The organism is Bacteroides sp. MSK.18.37 (assembly GCF_019129155.2).
Taxonomy (GTDB): Bacteria; Bacteroidota; Bacteroidia; order Bacteroidales; family Bacteroidaceae; genus Bacteroides; species Bacteroides ovatus.
In genome coordinates this window covers 784,992-806,502 of sequence record NZ_JAHOIB020000001.1, presented here as the reverse complement: position 1 = coordinate 806,502, position 21,511 = coordinate 784,992, and the positions used below count along the sequence as shown (strand labels likewise).

The 21,511-nt window shown below is 48.9% G+C and carries 18 protein-coding genes, 1 pseudogene and 1 riboswitch; of the genes and pseudogenes, 4 read left to right on the top strand and 15 right to left on the bottom strand.

The window, feature by feature from the left end; all coding sequences use genetic code 11:
* Positions 1-43 precede the first annotated feature (43 nt).
* The 10 genes from KSX81_RS03570 to KSX81_RS03525 all read right to left on the bottom strand — a co-directional run bounded on the left by KSX81_RS03570 (position 44) and on the right by KSX81_RS03525 (position 12,155).
* Complete coding sequence (locus KSX81_RS03570) at positions 44-613, bottom strand: DUF2284 domain-containing protein (RefSeq protein WP_113748792.1); 570 nt, start codon at positions 611-613, stop codon at positions 44-46.
* Positions 610-1,368 (bottom strand): ABC transporter ATP-binding protein, encoded by a 759-nt coding sequence (locus KSX81_RS03565; protein ID WP_138265565.1) that lies wholly within the window; start codon positions 1,366-1,368, stop codon positions 610-612. The genes KSX81_RS03570 and KSX81_RS03565 overlap by 4 nt, the downstream gene beginning before the upstream one ends.
* Positions 1,365-2,345 (bottom strand): FecCD family ABC transporter permease, encoded by a 981-nt coding sequence (locus tag KSX81_RS03560; RefSeq protein ID WP_004320577.1) that lies wholly within the window; start codon positions 2,343-2,345, stop codon positions 1,365-1,367. Before KSX81_RS03560 ends, KSX81_RS03565 begins: the two co-directional genes overlap by 4 nt.
* Positions 2,346-3,485 carry an ABC transporter substrate-binding protein gene (locus tag KSX81_RS03555; protein WP_004320576.1) on the bottom strand — a complete coding sequence of 380 codons (1,140 nt, stop codon included), beginning with the start codon at positions 3,483-3,485 and terminating at the stop codon, positions 2,346-2,348.
* 4 nt (positions 3,486-3,489) lie between these two features.
* Positions 3,490-5,568: a TonB-dependent receptor gene (locus KSX81_RS03550; protein ID WP_004320575.1), complete on the bottom strand. Its 2,079-nt coding sequence runs from the start codon at positions 5,566-5,568 to the stop codon at positions 3,490-3,492.
* Positions 5,565-6,065 carry a transposase gene (locus tag KSX81_RS03545; protein ID WP_113748943.1) on the bottom strand — a complete coding sequence of 167 codons (501 nt, stop codon included), beginning with the start codon at positions 6,063-6,065 and terminating at the stop codon, positions 5,565-5,567. The genes KSX81_RS03550 and KSX81_RS03545 overlap by 4 nt, the downstream gene beginning before the upstream one ends.
* Positions 6,062-7,141 carry a glutaminyl-peptide cyclotransferase gene (locus KSX81_RS03540; protein ID WP_005834100.1) on the bottom strand — a complete coding sequence of 360 codons (1,080 nt, stop codon included), beginning with the start codon at positions 7,139-7,141 and terminating at the stop codon, positions 6,062-6,064. Before KSX81_RS03540 ends, KSX81_RS03545 begins: the two co-directional genes overlap by 4 nt.
* A gap of 85 nt (positions 7,142-7,226) precedes the next feature.
* On the bottom strand, positions 7,227-9,275 hold the full coding sequence (locus tag KSX81_RS03535; protein ID WP_028728117.1) for a DUF4971 domain-containing protein: 2,049 nt from the start codon (positions 9,273-9,275) through the stop codon (positions 7,227-7,229).
* A gap of 8 nt (positions 9,276-9,283) precedes the next feature.
* Positions 9,284-11,185, bottom strand: coding sequence for a PKD-like domain-containing protein (locus KSX81_RS03530; protein ID WP_113748786.1), 1,902 nt, complete (start codon positions 11,183-11,185; stop codon positions 9,284-9,286).
* Position 11,186: 1 nt separating this feature from the next.
* Entirely contained in the window at positions 11,187-12,155 is a 969-nt protein-coding gene (locus KSX81_RS03525) for a DUF4465 domain-containing protein (protein ID WP_004320565.1), read from the bottom strand.
* 156 nt (positions 12,156-12,311) lie between these two features.
* Positions 12,312-12,504, bottom strand: a riboswitch (cobalamin riboswitch).
* A 515-nt stretch (positions 12,505-13,019) separates the two neighbouring features.
* Here KSX81_RS03525 and KSX81_RS03520 point away from each other — a divergent pair.
* The 4 genes and pseudogenes from KSX81_RS03520 (at position 13,020) to KSX81_RS03505 (ending at position 15,037) form a co-directional block, all read left to right on the top strand.
* Positions 13,020-13,501 (top strand): annotated as a pseudogene (locus KSX81_RS03520) (hypothetical protein).
* Between the two features lie 425 nt (positions 13,502-13,926).
* Positions 13,927-14,394 carry a hypothetical protein gene (locus KSX81_RS03515; protein WP_138265562.1) on the top strand — a complete coding sequence of 156 codons (468 nt, stop codon included), beginning with the start codon at positions 13,927-13,929 and terminating at the stop codon, positions 14,392-14,394.
* Complete coding sequence (locus tag KSX81_RS03510; protein ID WP_004301283.1) at positions 14,391-14,648, top strand: hypothetical protein; 258 nt, start codon at positions 14,391-14,393, stop codon at positions 14,646-14,648. Before KSX81_RS03515 ends, KSX81_RS03510 begins: the two co-directional genes overlap by 4 nt.
* A 14-nt stretch (positions 14,649-14,662) precedes the next feature.
* On the top strand, positions 14,663-15,037 hold the full coding sequence (locus KSX81_RS03505) for a hypothetical protein (RefSeq protein ID WP_217718271.1): 375 nt from the start codon (positions 14,663-14,665) through the stop codon (positions 15,035-15,037).
* A gap of 60 nt (positions 15,038-15,097) precedes the next feature.
* On the opposite strand, the gene KSX81_RS03500 is transcribed toward KSX81_RS03505, so the two are convergent.
* The 5 genes from KSX81_RS03500 to KSX81_RS03480 all read right to left on the bottom strand — a co-directional run bounded on the left by KSX81_RS03500 (position 15,098) and on the right by KSX81_RS03480 (position 21,502).
* The gene (locus tag KSX81_RS03500) at positions 15,098-16,786 is read right to left on the bottom strand and encodes a zincin-like metallopeptidase domain-containing protein (RefSeq protein WP_004301287.1); all 1,689 of its coding nucleotides are present in this window, start codon (positions 16,784-16,786) and stop codon (positions 15,098-15,100) included.
* A gap of 5 nt (positions 16,787-16,791) precedes the next feature.
* Positions 16,792-17,400 carry a hypothetical protein gene (locus KSX81_RS03495; protein WP_005944254.1) on the bottom strand — a complete coding sequence of 203 codons (609 nt, stop codon included), beginning with the start codon at positions 17,398-17,400 and terminating at the stop codon, positions 16,792-16,794.
* 86 nt (positions 17,401-17,486) lie between these two features.
* Positions 17,487-17,651 carry a hypothetical protein gene (locus KSX81_RS03490; RefSeq protein ID WP_192923087.1) on the bottom strand — a complete coding sequence of 55 codons (165 nt, stop codon included), beginning with the start codon at positions 17,649-17,651 and terminating at the stop codon, positions 17,487-17,489.
* A gap of 20 nt (positions 17,652-17,671) precedes the next feature.
* Complete coding sequence (locus tag KSX81_RS03485) at positions 17,672-19,228, bottom strand: glucosaminidase domain-containing protein (protein WP_004301292.1); 1,557 nt, start codon at positions 19,226-19,228, stop codon at positions 17,672-17,674.
* A gap of 12 nt (positions 19,229-19,240) precedes the next feature.
* Positions 19,241-21,502 (bottom strand): zincin-like metallopeptidase domain-containing protein, encoded by a 2,262-nt coding sequence (locus KSX81_RS03480; RefSeq protein WP_004301293.1) that lies wholly within the window; start codon positions 21,500-21,502, stop codon positions 19,241-19,243.
* Between the last annotated feature and the right edge of the window lie 9 nt (positions 21,503-21,511).

The following is a 21,511-nucleotide window of genomic DNA, read 5'->3' as shown; positions in this document are numbered from 1 at the left end:
ACGTTATCAATGAGAGTAATAAGATTATATTCCTGAATCCTGATTACGCTTCGCTGATAATATTTTCTGTCGAGTTATGAAATAATCCGCTTACAATCACAAGATATTCCGGTAGAATACCATTCTTTCCCCAAAGCAGTTCTATCCCGAAAAGTTCCGAGAGTGTTCGTGTCATATCGAACCCGAATGCTTCAAGCGAGGGACGTACTTTGTCCGGATGCAGGCAAGGACGGTTGCATTTGCGGGCGCATTCGGAATCGGGACAGTATAGGCATTTTCCTACATAGGCGAATGCCCGACCTCCGTATCTGTGCTCCATTTCCAGCAATTTCCTTTCTATCCTGAGCCGTTCCGGTTTAATCAATTCCTGCGTTCTGTCTATCGGAATATTTTTTTCGACCGGAATTATTTTCGTGGCCATCAGGTGGGCATATTCATATTGGCGCAGAAATTCTCCGGTATCGAAATCAAACGGAGGGCATCCCCAACTATTGCCGTAGTTGGGGCATTGTTTGCAAAATTCGACAAAACGTTTTTCGTCCCGGAAGCGTGAAATGTATTCGTCCACGCTGATATTTGCTGTGAAATTCTCTATGATATATTCCTTAGTCATTGTCCCACTTTAATGAATCCTGTCGCAGTATCGAACGCCACGCTATTATTTCGGAACAACCGTTCGATACAACCGCTCCGACGCATCTCTTCGGTCGGCAGGCACGACAGACGGGGTGGGTCGATAAGGGCTATCGCATCGGCAAGCGACAGAGCTATATCCAGTTCGTGCGTGGAGAACAGGATGCACTTCCCTTCGTCGTGCGCCAGCCGTGCCAGAAGCGTACACAATTCGTAGCGATTGGGCATGTCGAGAAACGAGGTGGGTTCGTCGAGCAGGATAATCGACGTATCCTGCGCCAACGCCCGTGCGATCATGATGCGCTGGCACTCGCCGTCCGACATCTTGTCCATCGTACGCTCCGCATAAGCCTCCATGCCCACCGAGGCGAGCGACCGCATGACAATCTCCTTGTCGGCCTCCTGCATCTTTCCGATCCAGTTGGTATAGGGTGCGCGGCCGATAGCCACGACATCCTTGCATTTGAGATTGGCGATGCGTGTGCGCTCGGTCGTGACGAATGCCAGCGTTTTGGCCATTTCTGCTGCTCGCATATCGGCGGCGTTATGCCCGTCGAGCAGGATTCGGCCGGTATAACGGCGGTTCAGTCCGGCGATGGCTCGAAGCAGTGTCGATTTGCCCGTGCCGTTGCGCCCGATAAGGGCAGTCAGCCTGCCCTTTTCTATGGTGGTTTCCACCTCGCAGAGCAAGGTGCGCTCGCCGTAGCCTATGGAAAAATCGTGTAACTTTATCATGCGGTGACGGATTTATTGCGCAAGACCACCCACACCACGATGGGGATTCCCAGCAATGCGGTGATGGCGTTGATCGGCAGGGTGAACATTTTAGAAACGAGGTCGCAAAGAAGCAGCACCGCCGCACCCGAAAGAACGGTTCCCGGTACGAGTACCCGATGGTCGCTGTTGCGGAACAGCATTCTCGTGACGTGGGGCATGGCCAGTCCGATGAAGCCTATCGGACCGCAAAAGGCGGTCACCGTACCAGCAAGCAGCGTCGTGGAGAGGAACAGCAGCCCGCGCGAGCGTCGGATGTTCAGCCCCATCGTCACGGCATACTCCTCGCCGAACAGCAGTAAGTTGAGCGGCTTGATCGTCACCACCGCCAACAACAGTCCGGCGATAATCGACGGGACGAGTACCGCAAGCTGGTCGAAGGTCACGTCGCCGAGCGACCCCATCGTCCAAATGACAAAGGCTTTCAGGGATTCTTCCTTGCTGAGATATTGCAATATCTGTACAATCGCGCCGACTCCCGACGAGAACATCATGCCGAGAATCAGAATCACCATGATGTCCTTGATGCGGTGGCCGACGGCGGCGATGACGACCAGCACGAGCGCCGCTCCGAGCCAAGCCGCCCCGGCAATGCCTATCGACGAACCGAAGCCTGCAAGCACGACGAGTGCCACGCCGAGGCTCGCGCCCGAACTGATGCCGAGCACGTAGGGGCCGGCAAGAGGATTGCGGAAGAGGGTTTGCATCTGAAGACCGCTGACCGACAGAGCTGCTCCGGCCAGCAACGCGACCACCGCCTTAATCAGTCGGATATTCAGTATAATTTTCGCCGTCGCCCGCGGGCAGTCGCCGCCCGTCAAAGCCGCCCATACATCGCCGAGCGGTACGGCGACTGCCCCCACCGCCAAATCCAGCAGAAACAGGAAAAGGGTGAGGGCGGCCAGCATGGCAAACAATATGGCGGAACGGGAGCGCATCTATTTCAGTTGCTTGTAATAGACGAAATCTTCCTCGACCAGTTCGGGGTGGAATATCTTCACGAGGTCTCGCAGCACGAGGTCGGGATTTACGACCGCCGACTCATAGTAGTCGTTGCCGCCAGCAGCATTGGTGCGGGCGTTGTTGTTATAGACCTGTCCACCACGGAAACAGCGGGTGTCGATGAACTTCGGGCATGCGGCTTTCAGTTCATCAAGCGTGTTCGCCATCCCCACATGCAGCCACATATCGGCTTGCGAGGCCAGCAGATACGCCTCTTCGAGGTCGATGGGCGCGGAAGCGTTTCCTGTGTTCTTCTTGTAGATGTAATCGCCTCCGGCATCTTTGATTAACCGGGCGACATAGCTTTCGGTCGAGGGCATGAACCAGCTGTCGCCGTAAGGCGTGTTGAGCATGACTGACGGAGCGTCGAGGATATTGTCCGCTACTTTCTTTTTCAGGACATTGTATCTGACGGGGATTTCCGCGAATACTTTTTCGCCCTCCGCCCGTTTTCCGATAACCTCCGAAAGTGCCACCAGCCATTCGGCTTTGCCCAGCGGAGACTCTTCGAGGTAATCGCCGACATACATGAACGGGATATCCAACTCTTTGAGCTTACCCTCCATCGAGCTTGCCCCGTTCACGCCGTAAAGCAACACGAGGTCGGGGTCAAGCGAGAGCAGCAGTTCGTAATTGATGTTCCCTTCGTAGCCCACATCTCCAACGCTGTCCCGCCGTGCCTGAATGTCGGGATTGGAGATGTAGTCGATGCCTGACACGCCGACTACGCGTCCCGTTTCGCCGATTGCGTCGAGCATGGCGATATGGGTCGAGGACATGCAGACGATGCGCTCGGCATCCCCCTTGAGCATCTGACCGGTGAAATCCGCCGGAACCTCTTCGTCATCACGGGCAATGAACAGGTTCGTAGTGATGCTGTCGGCGCCCTGCCAAGGGTTCGTGACGGTAACCAATACGCTCTTTTTGCCGTCTGCACCTTTTATGTCAAACCCCGAAGCGTATTCAGGTGTATAGACCGTTCGGTTGAAATCGGCGAGTTTTGAACTTTTATTGTGGCAGCCTGTGAATGCCAGTACAAGTAGCAACAGCAGGCTTAAATTCTTTAATGCTTTCATATCGTTACATATTTGTATTTTCGGACTTTTTCTTGTTTTTCCCGAACTTCGGGGTAATGCCGATGAAGAATTCGAAGTTGATGCCGGGCATGGGGCGCGAGAGTACCGAAAGGTAGTCCTCGTTGAAGAGGTTGTTGACGGCGAATTTCAACTGGATGTCCACCGGTTTAAAAAACAGGTTTTTCTCCAACGAGACATTGCTCATGAAATACTCGGGCAGGTGTCCTGTCAGCGTATAGTCGTTGCTCGACATGGTGTAACGTTCCGAGTAGAACGCCCATTTGTAAAGGAACGCCCAAGTCCGCCACGACAACCGTCCGGTCAGCGATGCGGAGTGCTTCGGTACGTAGGGTAACTGCTTGCCCACTGACTGGTCAGCAGGCGACATCTTCTCACCTTCATTGATGGAGGGTGTCCACGAATAGGACCCGTTCAAGTCGATGAGCCAATCTTTCGCCGGCTGCACGGCGAAGTTCGCTTTGACCTCGACGCCGTAGGCGTGGACCTTCTTTACGTTGCGGGGCGAGAAGAAGCCCTTGGTGGTGGGCAGCCAGATAATCCAGTCGTCGATGTAGGAGTCGAACCAGTTCGCACCGCCGCTCAACTTGTAAATGCCTTTCTTGCCGACATCAAAACTCACCCCGGCATCATAACTGAAACCTTGTTCGTTTTTCAGGTTGGGATTACCTCCCGGCAAAAAGTATAGGTCGTTCAGAGTTGGGAAACGGTAGTTACGCGATATGGATGCTTTCAGCATCACATTTCCTTTCGGGGAAATGATACCGTCAATGAAGAAAGCCGGAATGAGTGGAATCCAATCGGAACCATACATCTCTTCTCGCAGTACCACCGACATACCCAAGCGGTCTATCGGCTGCCACTTGGCGGATACGGAGCCGGAGAGTTCCACGCGCCCCTTGTCATAGCCCACGATGGCCTTGCCACCGTCCTGCAAGATGATGTTCTTGTCCTCGCTCCGTACCAAATGCTGGTGTGCCGATACATTGGCGGTGAAAAACCATTTTTTATCCAAAGAATACTCTCCCTCCGCCTGACCGTAAAACGTGTTTACCTTGCTGCGGGAGCGGGTCATCGACGCCCAGTTGTCAGGTGCGACCTCACGCTTGTAGTCGTAGGCCATCCATGTGTGTATGTAACCGCCTTTCACGCCGAGTTTCCAGTTGCTTTTCATGTGATCCCAGGACAAGACGCTGCGGAACGTCTGTTCTCGCTGGCGGTTCTCGAAGTCGGTGGCATCGCCGTAATCGGTGGTCAGCATCGGGAGTTCCCGATTGGAATTGATATACCAGGCGTTCAGCCCGAAACGGTCGCCTTTCCCGGTATTGTAATACACTTCCTGAAGCAAATGCAGGTCCTTGAACGCCCCGGAGCGGTTGCGCTCTTTCGGGTGATACTGTCCGACGATGTTCTTATCCTCGTCGTAGATGTTTATCTTTTTGTCGTGGTTGGTGTACTTGTAATCGTTAGGCGAGGAAGAATAGACCGCACGGGTGGAGACGTGCCACCGCTCACTTCCGTAGGTGAAGCGGGCGAACTCATCGAAGGTCTTGAACGAGCCGATGCCCTGCACGTACTGGGCGTTGAACCCTTCAGCGACTTCAGGAGCCGTGCCGAGTTTGACCAGACCGCCCAGTCCACCGCCCGTTTCGTTCACCGATGAAGTACCGTGCAGCAGCGATGCCTGGTCGATGAAGTAGGACGGAATGGTGGAGAAGTCGGTCATGCCGAGCATGGGGTTGTTGATGCGCATCCCGTTCCACGTCACCTGCGTATGGCTGGGCGACGTGCCTCGGAAGGCGACGGTCGAGAGCGTGGCGCGGCCGTAGCTCTTGACAAACACGGACGAGTTGAACGTCAGGATGTCCGCCATCGAGAGGGCGATATTTTCTTTCAGTGCGAGTGAATCGAACTTCGTCTTCTGCACGCCGATTTCCTTCATCGGCCGTTTGCCCCATACGGTCACCTCGTCTATCTGGTGAATACGCCGGGTGATTCCCTGCGCGGACAGCACGGATGGACAGACAACCAATATTGAGAAAAGTAAATATTTTGTATATGTCATTTCCTTTTGTTTTTAATATGGTTATTTACCGCAGCATATGCAGAGAATGATGCCCGCATAAAATCTTGATAGGCATTGAATCCGTTTTCTTCAAGCAGTTGGTCGTATTCGTCCTCGAATGAAAGTTCCTGATGAACCGTCTCTTGTTTCTCAATGTGGTGTTTTACCCTATTCAGATCATTGAATGACACGCTAAACGAATCAAATCCGGCTGCCCATCCTGAAAAATCCGCATATTCCGAATATTTTCGATAGACAACGCCTGTAGAACTTTTTACTTTATTGATAATCTTTGCGAAGTCCGTGGGAGATGGTATCTCTACAAGTATATGAACATGATTGAGAAAAGCATTGCAGGCATAGACATGACAGCCTTTCCTTGTGAAAATTTGTACCATCTGATCGAGAATCATTCCTTTGGTTGTCATTGGAATCGTCATCTCCTGTCTTTTCGTGATGAAAATAATATGGTATATATGCCGCAATTTATTCTTCATTTCCAACAAAATGCACCGGGGATAATCCCGACATAAAATTCATCTATCAATTTCCCTTCGGGCGAGTAGCGGTATATCATGCCCTGCTGCTGGTAGTCGATGGCATCGGCGATGTATACTTCCCCGTTGGCGGGGTTTACCGTCAGTCCGTAATAAATCGTGCCGCTGTATTCGAGGAACGGACGCACCGGCACATGGCTAGCTGTCACGTCCATACTCCAAATGGCCTTGTTGATCCAGTAGAGTTTGTCCCTGTCACCGTTGAGCTGCACCTCCGAGGGCCAGTCGCCCAACTTGAACTTGAACTGCTTCTCCACCGTGAATGTCCCGGCGTCGATGCGGTAGAGCGACGGGGCTTCGTAACCGTAGGGGCTGCCCTCATAACCGCCGTCAGTCACCGTCCACATCTTGTTGTACTTGTCCATGACCAGCGATGTCGGTTGTATGCCGACCTTCAGTTCATCGACCACTTGGTCGGTTTCGGTGTCGATTTTGATGATGCGGTTTTGGTAGCTCCAGCAGTTGCAATAGACGTATTTGCCGTATTGCACCATCTGTTCGGTGGAGCCACTCTCCATCGTCATGTCCGGCACTTGAATGTAGCCGGTAATTTCATATTTCTTCGGGTTGATGATGAAGATGCGGTTGTCCCACAGTTGGGTGACGTAGGCTTTTTCGTCGCTCAGGAAATGGATGTAGCGCGGGGAGGTCAGATTCTCGATGCGTCCTACCTCCTTGAAGGTGTTCAGGTCGATGGCGAAAATCACATGGGAGTTGTTCACCACGACCCAGCCCTTGTTGTCGTAGATGGTCATCGACTGCGCCACGTCGCCGAGCTTCATGCCGTTGGCTCGGAAGAAGACCTCGTTTTGCACTTGTTTGGTTGCCGGGTCGTAATAGGACAAGGTAGCATTGCCGTACTGGAAGTTGCCCTCGTTGGTGATGAACAGTCCGGCTCCCGTGGCATTGAAGTCTTCTACGGCATCGCCGTAGTCCCACTCCATGCAGGATGTCAAGGATAGTGTCACTCCGACAACTACGCTCCATAGCAGATATTTCAATTGGTGATAGGTCATACCGTTATTTTTATAGTTAATCCCCGGTAGTCTTACCTTACGGTAAGCATACCGAGGATTGGCAGAAAATTTATTGTTTGGTTATTTATTGCTTGTACTTCCCGTTTTTCATGTCTTGGTATGTGGGGTTATAAGCACATTCTCTGACAGACCATTGAGATTCTCCTGTTAGAACATTGTTTTCAAACAGGTATTTGAAAGAACTAAAATCGGTAACATCTCCTTGCCCGCTTATACTAATCCCTTTTACTGATTTGAGACCTGAAAAATCAATGGACAAAATACCATTAGAACCAAAATCAGAATACGGGCATGTTATTGAAAGATTTTCGGATATTGATTCTACGTTAGGATAAGATACCTGATCTGCCTCCATATCAAATATAACAGTAGATGTTGTAATATCAAACTTCCCATTTATTGTTTTTAATTTGGGACATAGAATATTAGTACCATCAATCTCAAACTTAATTTGTGCATTTGCTCCATCCGTTCCAATGCTTTCCAGATTGGTAAACTCAATATCATTCTTAAGGTGGGAAGTCGTAACTGAACATGAACCGAGAATTTTTTTCAATGACGGAAAGGTAATATTATTTGCATTCTTATTATTTTCTAATGTTAAGGTTCCTCCAATTTCCAGCAAATTAGGAAATTCGATTTCCGCCTCCGTATTAACACTTCCCGAATTCAATGCAATAGTCATATTTCCTGCCACACGAATAAATGGCATAACAAATTCTTTTACATAAAAATAATCTTTGCATTGGAAGTCTCCCTGTATATTTGAGATTCCCTCAAGAGTCAATTCTGTCAATCGACAATCTTTAGGAAGTAGAAAAAGGCTACCGTTAAATGTTTCCGATCCTACGATTTTATTTAGTTGCTTACATTGTAGGGTAAGTGTATTCCCGTTAAAATTTATCTGGGACAAATCCAGTTCTTCTATGAGCAGATTAGTTAAAGTCATATCACCGAGTACATCTTTCAAAGAAGCTATATTGAGTTTATTGACTTTATTCGCATCCACACTGGTCTCTCCGCAGGAAATAAGACCGGGAAGTTCAACAATGGAAATCTCTTTGCAATTTTTTATAGCCAGTCCTCCAACCGAATGTAATTCGGTCATTGCAAGACTTCCGATGGAGGACATATCGGAGAATGAGGCAGTACCGGCCACACTTTCCAATGCCGGTAGATAAATTCCTTGCAGTTTGGGAAAATATTGGATTGTAAGTTCATTCCCGATCTGTTTTAGTGCTGAGAAAACAATGGCTTCGGTTGTCGCTGATTCTTTTTGTGCTACCGAACCTTTGACAATTAAGGAAGCTCCGACAGATTCAACGGCATTTGCATCCAAATCAAGCAAAGCATCGGAGGTTATATACATATCCTCACCAATGAACTCGACTTTGGGTATGGATATTTTTTCAATGACAGAACTGTTAACGACAAAATCGCCGGTCACTCCAAGCAAAGAGGGCAGATTAACCGTTTTGAGCGTTATGTTTTTACTGGTAGAAGTTGTCGATCCTAATTTGAAACTTCCGAGTTGTTCCAGATTATCCAACCCCGTCAAATCCGCTCCTTTGTAAGACGGATTGATAACAAGAGAGTTACTGATTTGTTTCAGGTTGGCAAGTCCGTCCAGATTGGTGATTTCTTCTCCGTCTGCCGTTCCGATGGTCAGGCTGCCTTCGATTTTGTTTATTCCTGTCTTTGCAAAATTATCAACCTCGGCTTGCGTGGCAAGTACTACGCTGCCGCTCTGTTCGATGTCTGCATATTGATAAGTATAGGAATATACTTTGCTATCCTGCATTTTGGAGGTAACTACGAATTTCCATTCATTCTCCCAATCCTCAATGGTCGATGGATTCGGGTTAATAGAGACTCCCTCGCAAAGGGCATACTCTACGGTAGCCCCTTTCAGACTGGCATTATAAGGTATCTCAATTGTAATCTTGTCCCCGACTATCATGGCTTGATAGGTAATGCCATCTACAGTTAGAGCAAACTCGGAGATGAAGTGATCCTTGCCGTCTATTCCGCTTACTTCAGGGTCGTCATCACTACATGCAGCAAGGCAGAGCGTAGCGAAACAGAATAGGATGAAATGATATATTTTGTTCATAATGAATTTTATTTGTCGTTATTGTTGTTTTCATCACAGAACTTGAAAACTTCTGTGGAATTTTCCCCTAACCATCCAGCTTTTACATTGACACCGGTCTGCACCTTGATAAAGTCAATATGGGAAAGATTTGCAGACGTGCCGTCGATATTGAGCGCATCGGAAATCTTAAAATAGTTTCCAAGTGCTCCCGCGTTAGGATTGTCTTTATTGGGCATATCATCACCAATATTATCGGCATATCCCCACCCAAACGGATTATTGGACCACATGCCTGTCGACGGGCTTTGTTCGGTACGTGCTTTCAGGCATGTGCCGTATAACGTATAGGAATCCTCTTCAATCCACAAAGGATAATAAAACTCTTGCGGGTGATAGTTGCCGAGACGGTCAATTGCCCCTTTATTTCCCTTGTTGTCCTGCCATTGAGTATCCATGTTGGGACCGGGACGGAAATAAGTTACGGCATAGTCCTGAATGGTTTCGGGTTTTCCATATTCAGAACCCTTCAGTTCATACCATTCATCGTTGGGCAAGCCGTCTCCATTGACATCTTGCATTACCCATACAATGCCCGGTTCATTTGACGAATCAAAGGCATTTCCTTTGATGGAAAAATCATAACCGCCTTTGTTTTCGATACTGTGGTCGAATCCTACTACAATATATCCTCCCCAACCTCCGAGAGAAACATATTGTTCATTATCAAGACGTTTTTGTGCGTAAGCACAGGCTGCTTCGTGCGTGCTTTCCCCATTGAAACCTGCTGTATTCGTTTCGTTTACAAATTGTCCCGGAGCCGGAACAAATTCATATACTTTATTGCTGTAAATGGAATTTCCGGCAGCAAAAGGTCTTTTCCCGGCCGCTTCACAACATTTCACCGGAATATTGACACTGACTTCATCGACACCGGAAACAGCAATATTACGAGTGAGGATTGCTTTTGTTCTTTGATTATCGTATTTCACGGTAAAAGTAAGCGTATGCTCTCCGATTTTAGAAGGTTTGAAACCGTAAACCAAAGAATTGGCTCCTTCAATCGGTTGCCCGTCCAAACTCCATTGATAAGAAGGCTCGGCACTTATTGACACAAAGGGGCGGACAAACAAAGTACGTCCTAATTCTACGTATTTGGTATTATCCTCGGTGAAATATAAAGATGACGGAACTACGATTTCAATTGGAAGTTTATCGACAACCTCAATAGAAACTGTCTTCTCTGATTGTCCGTCTTCATTTGTTACGGTTAAGGTCAGTTCATAAGTTCCCAACTCATCTTGCTTGAATGTATAAGTATTTTCCGTTCCGACTTCGTTTCCGTTAAGAGTCCACAAATAAGTGGCTCCTTCTGCATTTTGAATGTCGGGAGTAAGGATGTATTCACGTCCTGCGACAACTTTAAGCCCTATAGAGGGGGTTACCAATGAAATGACGGGCGGAGCCAATTCATTGACATCCACACGAATTTCTTCCTCTGTGCTGGCATCCCTCGTATCCACACGCAGGGTAACGTAATACGAACCGCATTCGTTGAAAATGTATTTCAATTGAGGTTCATCGGAAATGATACGACCGTTGCATTTCCATGAATAAACGGCGTAATCGACATTCTGATAGGTCGGCTCAATAACGACCTCTTTTCCTATCTTTACAACGTAGATTCCGTCCTCGCTATCCAACTCAATGACAGGAGGCAATATCACGTCCTGCGATATTTCTTCGTCTTTGTTGCAAGCAAATAGAAATATCGTCAAGGAGAATAAAAGCAAATACTTCTTCATTATATTTATAATTTTAACGCTGAAATTCCCTTGAAGAAAGTATTTGATTTCAATCTTCATTGGGATATAATAAAAAGGGGCAAATACTTTGCACTTGCCGTTAAAAAGCATTTGCCCCAAATTCATGTTATTCGTTTACGGTTACATCAATATCGTCTATAGCAACGTAAGCAGGAGTGTTCAATCCGTATGCGCTTGAATCGCTTCCTTCGAAATTGATAGCTACAGTACATACGCTGTCACCTAAACCGCTTAAATCCACTTGATTCCATCCAGTACGGATTTTATTGGTCAAACCTGATTCTGCATCTTTACTGGAATCGAAGTTTGCCAAATAGTATTCTACTTCCTTACCTGTAGGTTTACCCGTCGCATCTAACGCAACAAATACCACCTTAAACCATCCTTTTTGTGCCGACAAAGAGCCTTGTGTAAACGAGTTGCCATCCTTCATGACTAAGTAGGTATAAGTCGTATTGCAAACCCATACGCTGTTGAATTTACCATATTTCGGTGTACCCTTGACAGGAGTGTTTGTGGTAACGACTCTGTAGCCGGTTGCATCGGTCAGGTAAATCTTCGCACATTTGTCATAGGTTGCTTGTGAATCATTGTATGAATCGCTATAACCGAAAGCTACAGCAAAATTTTTACCGCTATGACCGCCGTTGGGCCAGTACACGCTACATTGGTTTTGATAATCCCCCTGTGTCAGATTATGGAAATTAGAGATGGCAAAACCACCATTCCAAAATTCATATTCCCAAGGCTGTCCGCTTACCCATTCTTGTTCCAAATAGTTAATCGGGAACTGAATGTACGTACCGGTTTGCCCGATTTGAGTGATGTAGCCGGTCGTTACCTGCTTGCCGTTGGCCGTGGCAGAATAGAGATTGTTTCCATACTGGTCAGAAGCCATTACGCTGGAAGGTACGTTATCAAAATCGATAAGCGCATTGGTAGAACTTATCGCGCGGGTTTGAATCGCACTCTCCTCATACGGAGCAAGGAAGTCATCGTCGGATGAACATCCCGTGAACACTGCGGCGGCCATTGCTACAACAGCCATTGCCAAGAATCTAAAATTCTTTTTCATAACTTAATTATTAAAAGTTAAACAAAAAGTTTAAACACACATTCGTTTTTATTGCGACAGATTTGCAACGAATGAGAAATCGGTTATCAAAAAGAATATAGGTGCCTGTGGACGAGCCTCTGTTCATTTTAATCTAATGCCAATTATCCCGTGGTCACTAAATCTATCTCATCAAGCAGGTCTTCTGGCTCATCCCGCTTATCGCGCCTTCCCAGCTTTCACCAGTGGCAAAGAGTGCGATAAACTTTAATAGGACTTACAGCTGCGAGTACAGCTCCGGATTTTCACCGGGATTCCCTTTTAATTCCGTTCGACGCTTCGATTGGAAACTTGACTGGTGCAAAGTTAATGGTTATTTTTTAATCTTGTTTCTTTTTCTGTGATTTTTATTTCAAGAAAGGATTATTTTATGGCGCGAATTGTATTTTCATGTTAGTCAAGCATTTATAACAATCACGAATAGTCTTTTCCCCTTATGAATAATAGCGTTTCTCAATTATGGTCTCTTTTCATCTCACGTCGGCAATTCTCTTCGGAGAGATTTTATATGCAAAGGTACAGCGTGCGTCTGGTCGTCAAGTATCGCTTTCACTAACGGTTCCCGGATATTCTTCACGGCAGCCTTCCACAAATCGAAGATTGACTTTCACTCCCCACCTCGTTGCAGGGCATAGTCGGACGAGCCTGACTGTGCTCTTACATTTGGCGGTTGGGTATTCCGTTTCATCCCGTACACTGTTTACTTGCCTTATCCGTCCTTTTCCCGCTGTCAGTCCTGCATAAAAATCATTCCCCGACGAGAAGCCAAAAGAGTTTCAAGAAAAGGAAAAAAAGAAAATATTTGACAATCTAAAATTTACAATTATGCACAGCAGGATTTTTCAAATTTCAACGGAGCCGATAGACAAAGAAAACTATCTGAATGAGGACACACTCCAGCAAGGAGACGGGAGCTTCTATGACTATTGTTCAGAAATAGACGAGGAAGACCGTAAAGAGGATATTGCCAATTTGGTCAATCATGCCTTGCCCAAAGGAATGTTCGAGCTTATATCCGATGACACCATGCGCTATAATGGTGGAATAGAGCAATGGAAAGAGGAGTATGTCGCCAATATCAAAAAAAGAGCGAATGCTCTTACGGCAGATAATATGTTGGAATGGGGTTCGACCTATTATCTCAAACAGGCAGTGGAAAATCCGTTGGATGTCGCCTATCATTTCTATTTGGATGGCGATGGCTGCAGTCTTTTGCCGAACAGTCCTTTACGTTTATGGAGTTTGTTTGTAGGCTTGAACCGGGAACGATACTCTACATCGGAGGAGTTGTTGATTACCACTTCTGATGTTTGTCCGAAACATTGGCAACCACCCGCCTCAAAAGTGGGTGGTTGCTCTCTTTTTTGCACAGGCTCCCCGGTTACTTTTATAAATATGCTCTGCAGAGCTTCCGCCACCGGTTTCACAGCCGGTATATTCCTGTTTTAAGGGTATAATCCCTTCACAGCCCCGACATACGCCGCAGGTCTGTTTTCGTGTGCAAAGGTACGGTGGACGAACATTGCCCAAGTACCGCTATCGCTACCTGAAATAAAATTTGACGACAACTTTCCGTAATCGGAGATGACGGTATTTCATAAAATTTCATTGCAGGTTCCTTGCTCATCGTTCTTGCATCCCCCGTTTGTGACGCACATGAAAACAACCCCTTTGGGCGAAGTCAAAAGGCTTCAAGAAAAGGGAAATAAAAAAAACAATAAATCAAAAGACAATGAGCAAGTACGATTTCATCAAGCAAGGCAACCTCCTTTTTTGGCACACTGCCGATAATGATATAGAATGTCGAATTATCTCAACTCCCGAAAAAGTGGATAGTGACAGCATCATCTTAATCTCAACAGGCTCTTCCGAGACGGAGGTTTTGGCATCGGAGCTATTACCTATTGGCTCATCAAGAAGCCACAAAGAGGAGTTTATGCGCTGGAAGAAAGAACGTGAAGCCGAGGGCATGGAGTTTTTCAACCGTCTTTCCGAAGTCATGGAAACAGACCGCGATTTGGCCGTAGGCGATATGGTGGCGTTTACAAACGACTACGGGGTGGTATTTGGCCCCAAAGAAGTATTAGCTTTCAGAAAGCCTTGGAATGGCGGTAGATGCGTATATATCGACAGTGATGCCTATTGGTTTCCAGACCGTCCCGAACAACTCACCATACTCAGCAAAGGAGGTACAGAATGACAAACGAAGACAAAATCTTAAAACGACTTTGCGGCAATATTGCCGCAGGTCGTTTCAACTGGCGAAAATACTGCACGCCACAACTTTACTTCGGTTGGGAGATTTGTGTTACCCCTCTGCATTGCTCTTACGGACAGATAGGCTACACCGTTCATTTCCCTTATACCAATATACCGGAAGTGGAATACGATTGGGAAATGGGCAAACTGACCATTGACGGCGAGAAATGGAAAAGTTATTTGCGGAACGAATAATAATAAATATCAATATGGCACAGAATTTTTATACCAAATGGCAGGACGCTATACTTGCAGATGCAGGAGACTATGTTTCAAAAGAGTACCGCAGTTTCCAGACAACATTGGTGCGTGAGATTTCCAAATATGCCGCAGCCGTTGGTGCAAAGGTGGCTTCCAATTCAAAAGGGCATTATGACACCTCCTGCTTCATTGAGCGCAACGGCAAGTTCGTTTACATCAGCCACTCTTCCGGTCTGTCACGAATGGGCAGCGGCGTAAGAATTGAACTCGATTCGTTTCTGATACGGACAGCTCAAAATGGAAAGGACTACCGAGGGGGATGTAACCAGTATTGCGACATAGCAAATTTACAGTCCATGATGGATGATTTACTGAAAGAATAAAAAACCGAAAACAAGAAAAGATGCGGAGCCAACCGGTTCCGCATCTTTTTCTTTCCATCCTTACCGGCGCATACCGACGCTGTATTCAGCCTCTTGTAGCTCTGCCCGATACTCTTCCAGTTCGTTCAGCTTCTCGTTCACGGCTTGCAGGTTGGCATCCAACCCGATATTGTGGTCGTAAGGGAAACGATGCTGCGCGACCAGCCCGGCATTGGTGGGCTGCCCGACATCAAGCATATCGGAGTCCTTGTTATATTCGACATACAGCACGTCGCCGTTCGGCATCTCGAAGGCCGGAATCTTTTGATGCGCCAAAGCGGAGAACTGTTCCGCCGCCATCTCCCTGGCAACCTCTTTTATCGTCTCTCCGGCAATATCGACACCGTAACGCCGGATATGGTCGCGAATTTCCTGCTCCGTGAATTTCAACATCACCTCGTAGGTTCCCCCGACACTCCCGTTGTACACGACAGCGAAATTCTCATCCTCGGCAATTAGGCTGTCACCCTTGTTGTTCGTGGCTGATAAATAAGTATGCTGTTCGTTGATGCCGTTGCCGTCGTAATACTCCTTGGCAAGCGTCAGCAATCCCTCGCAATCGCCTTTCTCCCGGAGTTCGTCAAGCGGCCTCGTGTCATCCGAAAATTGGAGATACGCGACAGAGGAATAAAATGTCTTCTCCTTTGCCGCCGCTCCGTTTTCCTGCTTCTCGCCGACATTTTGTTCCAGTTCTTGCGCTATCTTATCCACCTTCTGGGTAATTATCGAGGTTGCCCTTTTCACGTCCAGGAGCGTTGTCTTGATGAATTGCGGCGATTCCTTCAGCTCATCGAGCCATCCTTTGAGGTATGCACAACTTTCTTCCTTGATATGCTTGGTCATGCCGTAACGCTGTGCGACCAGTGCGCTACCTAACTCTGCCACCAGTTCCTCACGGGCATATTCAGGAGAACCGAAGGTAGTCGGCTTGAACCGATCGAGAACACCCTCCGCACCGGTCGAGTGCGTCATCTCATGGAACAGTGTCCCGTAAAACGATTCTCCCGATCTGAACTGTTCCTTTTCCGGCACGATGATTTCATTCTTCGTGATGGAATAGTAGGCGTCATTCTGATATTTCGGCGTAATCGGACAAATCCACAGGTTATCCCTTATCATCGTATCGACTGGGGCAAAACTGTAATGCTCGCCCTCCTCGATTGCCGGACGCGAATTTTCCTGCTCCAGTTTTTGCCACAGCTCCGGTCGCGCTTCCTGCAAATTGGTCTGCGCAACATTGAAGACCCTGAAAACCTGCATCTTCGGATAAACATTGTACTGTTCCTTTTCGTCATCGGAGAGTTTCTTGTAATCGTCATACTTGATTTTCTCCTTGGTCTCCTTATGGATACAAGTGAACGTGGTGAGCATGACCGGAAAGGACTTCTCGCCACGAAGCACGGAGACACGCGGCAGTTCCTCTCCATCCTTGCCGGACTTATTGAGCTTCTGAACACAATCGAAGGTGCAGAAACGGGGAATCTTGTACCCTTCTTTCTCGCAGTGCAAAAGCAGCATAAAAGCATTCATCCCGTTGTACTCGCGCCCGTGAAGGTTGCGAGGCCACTGCAACGCACCCTCGGTAAACCAAGGCTTTTTCCAGTCCTTTTGAATGCCCTCGATTTTCTCGATCATCATTTCGGCGAACAGGTCGAGAGCCTTGTCCTCGCTGTTCGGTCCGTCGGCATTCTTCTTTCTGTAACCGGCCATATTACTTACTGATTATAGTTAGACGAATCCGCCACATATTGCGTCAGTTCCTCCACCTTGCAGGAAAGATTGATTTTCCCGTTATGTGCCGACAGGTTCATTTCACCTATGGCATCCACCTTTATACCCGGCTGTAGCCACGCATCGCGCTCCTTGCCGAAACAGAAGAAGCGCACCCACTGGTATTCGAAGCCGTCATCGACCTTCTCCGCACTGAACGCCGAGAACACCGTATAAGGCTGGTCTTTCTTATCCCTTTTCTCCTCGATATTCTGGCCGACTTTACCACGAAATGCCAGCTCACCCTTGACGCAATCCGCATCATCCGTAGCGGCATTGCAGATTTCATCGGCGAACAGGTTGAAATAGAGCTTGTCACCCCGGCGTTTGAGATACATCGTACCCCTCACTTCCACACGGGAGCCGTTCCGATAACCGGTGGCTTCTTCCTGACTGCACTCCTTGCGGACATCCACCTCGATAGTATGCCGTCCACCCGTTGCCGGAATCTGTACCCGGAGCGGAAATGCCATAAACTCCTTTTCCTCTCTGTTCTTGCGAACCGACGCATCGCGGCCGATAACGCCGCATACCGTAACATTACATTTAATCATCTGTTTTTTGTCTTTAATGATACATGGATCATCCGACAAGTGATACATGGGTTGATTGATGTTGAACTGTTGGAGGGTACGGTCAGTCAGGCGCACGTATCATCGCCCAGACCATCCATCCGGCGATGGCTAATTGCACGCCCACGACAACGAGCGTCCCGATCCACCCCAACAGCAGGTAGCAGAACCGGACGTGCAACGCAAGGATGGAGACTCCCGCCAGACATTTGCATAGCTGTATCATCACGCATTTTACCATATCGCCATGCCTTTATCTTCGCAGGTTTTCCGTCTGTCCCTGTTGCCGGGACATCTCTTGCTCGAAATTCTGTGAGGCCGCTTCCGACAGGATAACCGTATTCAGCATACCGGTTACACGCATCCGTTTGGTCTCTTCCGTGAGTGTGCCGTTGTTCAACGTGGCAGACAACCGGTTCAGCTCGGAAGCGGTCAGCTCCCGCGAGACACGCAGTTCCCCATTGTCCGCTTTCAGAATGGCCTTGCCGTTCTCGCCGATAGTCAGGTCGCAGTTCTTCATATTCGGCAACAACGGCTTCAGGTCGATGGTACGAAGATCCATCGCGGTGGATATCATCGCCTTCTGTTCCTCTTCGTTCCGGTTGTCAATCTGTGTGGCCAGCAGCATCAGGGAGGCGAAAGCGGTCATCGCCATCTCCACAATCGGGTCGTTGCATCCCGACATTCCCACACCGCTATCCTCCGACGAAAGGAGTTTTTTCATCCATCCGTCGGGCGAAAGGTTCTTTTCAGGCACGGTATCTTCCGCCGCCTTGTATTTGGCGAGCAGGTCATTCCCGTTGTGCAGCATTTGCAATTTGATATGTCCTTTCTGTGCGATTTCAGCCAGATACGCCGCAGGGTCTATATCCCGTTTCGTCCCGTCGGCATAGATATTCTTCACACCGAAATGCAGATGTTCCCCGGTCGTCCGTGTTCCCGTATTGCCCGATGTGCCGAGCCGTCCGCCGGCCTGTACCGTATCGCCGACCTTGACGGAAATCTCCTTGAGGTGCATATAGGTACATTGTACCTTGCTGCCGTCCGTCCGGGCATATTCCACCGTCAGCGACTTGCCGCCGGGCGTATTCTTGTTCTGGTTTACCGCCACGACCTTGCCGCCGTTCTCCGTAGCCAGTACCGCATCGCCTTTGCAACGTATATCCACGCCCTTGTGCATCTGTTGCTTTGTGCCGTCCAACGGGTCTTGCCGTGTTCCGAACGGAGAGGTAATGAACAGAAATTCCTCCCGTTCCACCGGGAACGAATACCCCGTTCCATGTTCCGCACCTTCGGAGGTCTGGAGCGGATTGTGTTCTACCCCGAACTGCCTGCCTTGTGCCGCCATCTCCTGCATCACCTGCCTGTCATACTTCTGCAAGCCGTTCTGCTCAATGATTTTTTGCAGGTTCTCGGCATACTTGCCGCCTGTGGCGTAACCGGCTTTCTCAATGCTTTGTGCCCAGCCCTTGTAATCGTCCGGGGAGAGTTTGAAGCAACCGGCATAGCGGCTGTTCTCCTTCAAAAAGCGGGAGTGATGCTCGTATGAATCACCCACGCTGTCATAGCTGCAGAACTTTTCATTCGGCTTATCATCGGTGTAGATTCCGTATTTGCCGCCTCCGGCAATCCACGAGGGTGTCGCCTTGATGCCGAAATGGTTGTTCTCGTTCCTCGCCAGACGGCTCTGTCCGTTGCTGCTTTCCAGTATGCCTTGCGCCAATGTGACGGAAGCCGGAATGCCATACCTGCGCATCTGTGCCATCGCATAATCCGCGTATTGCAGTGCATATTCCTGATTCTTGCTCATAATCGTCACTCCTTATCTATGAATACCCCTATGTGTTTCCTGCTCGTCCTGCCGTTTATCCTGTAGCTCTATCTCACTGATGGCGACACGCTCACCGGCACGGACAAGTTTGGGCAGATAGCTGTCCAGTTGCGTCCTTGGGAACTCTGCGAAAGTCGAAAATCCATGTTCCGGATATTCCTTGACCGTAATTCCCAGTATTTTTGCTCCCTTTGCCGCATCCTCATTATAAAGCCGGTACACTTCTCCTGCACGAATCAGATACAGGGCGTCGGGATGCTTTTCCTTGAGGTTGTCCCAAAACTGCCGTTTCGGAGACATATTTTCATCATTCGTCTCTTCCGACCGATTTTCCGGCACCGTCTCATTCTGTTGCCGTACCTGCTCTTCCGCTTTCTGTTCCCCGACGGATTGTCCCTTTTGCAGCACATCGGCAAACAGCGTGGCCGCCAAATGCCGCTTGTAGCCGTCCCGGTCTTCCGCCACCCACATCCGTTGCCACTGCTGTGGAGTGACGCTGCGGGGCTGCAGCTTTTGTCCGTCGATGGTTGCCACACACTGGATTCCATCCTGCCTGGTCTTGAAGATGGCAACACGCTGAATACGGTTCAGGTCAATCTCCGGCGTATCGCTGCCGAACAAATCCACTTTCAGGTCGGGCTTGACCTCCGCCAGTGCATAATACTTGTGCGCCAGCTCCATCCGTACCTTGTCGATGTTGTCCATCGCCTGCTTGAGCGTGGAGAAAAAACGGTTCACATCCTCCTTATCGGGATAGACGCTGTACCCCTCCTTGTTTTCCGGCTTGATATAGAGTGCCCAACGGTTCTTGTCGTCCTGAATCATCTGCACGGCATCGAACCCGACCTCATTCGCCCGTCTGACCGCCTCCGACACGTCCAGCGTGGAGAGCTTTTCCAACGTGTAGTTCCTTAACCGGGCCAGTGTCACCATTTTTTCATTGAAATAGCTGTCATCGGGTCTGTAGCCCAATGCACCGTCAGTATTATAGAAACGCACCTGCTCGATACCCTCTTTCTGCAATGCCCGTTCGATACGTCCCTTGTTCATGCCGGGAATCTCGTTGTTCGCCTCGGTCGAAGCTCCTGCCGGCAAAATGACATCTGCCGATTTTGCCTCCCGGTCTATGACGAGGACGATGCTTTTCGCCGCCTTGTCCGGGTGCTGGCGGATTTCATTCGCCACAAAGTAATGCTTGTGCATCTGTTCCTGCATGGTCGTGGTCTGCCGTCTGTTTCGCAGGGTGGCGTACTCAATTTTCTCGCCCCGTTCCGCTTTTCGGATAACATCAAGCGCATTGTTCACGTCGCTTTCGAGAGCGTCCATCATACACGGATTTTCCTTGAACTCCCGGCACCAGTAATCCACCGTCTTCAGGCTTGCATCGGACAGACGGGCGGGCAGTCCCAGTTCCAGCATTTTGATACCCGAAGCCAGTTCCACGACCAACCTTTCATATTTTACCGCATCCTCCGACGGGGCCACGCCGTTCTTCATGACCATGCCTTCACGGGCGAGCCGCTGTTGATGCCCCGTAGCACTCACGATCTGCCGCAAGGCTTCCTGCATATAATCGTGGTAATGTTCAAAATCCTTTTGACGCGGCATATAGACCGCATCTTTGTCCGTCTCGTAATGAGGAACTCCGCTACCGTCCGAGCGCACGGGAACGAGGTTGTCCCGCATCTTCAATAGAAAGTCGTTGAACCGGGTGCGCAACCTGCGGTTGTCCGCCTCGGTATATCCTCTTTCCTGAACACTGCCATCCTGCTTTACCGCATCCTCGTAAGCCGGCTTGTCAACGTAGGGCAACGTCGTCTGGTCGATATTGAAAAGCGTGCGGATCTCCCGGTTGTGGACACCCTTGAACTGTGCCTTATGCTCTTCGTCCAATTGGAGATAGGCGGTACGGTCGATGGTCTCATCCGGATTGTTCCGGTTGACATACTTGTTCCAGTTATAGAACAGGAACGGTACGCCCTGCTCATGCTCCCGCACCGCAGCACCCCGTACCTTGGTTTCACTGTAAAGCGTGAACAGGTTGGTCTTGCATCCGTTATTGTCCGAATGCAAGGCCATAAAGAGGGCATTGAACGGGCTGGCCGAGACCCCTTGCGGATAGAGCCGGGGAAATCCCTTGCCCGATACGTTGAGCCAATGGCCGCCAGCGTTCGACGCCCCGCTCAGTGCGGCAGACAGCAGTTCCGCCTGCCTTGCCTCGGCTTTCTTCTCGATTTGCGACTTTTCTTTCATATCATCATG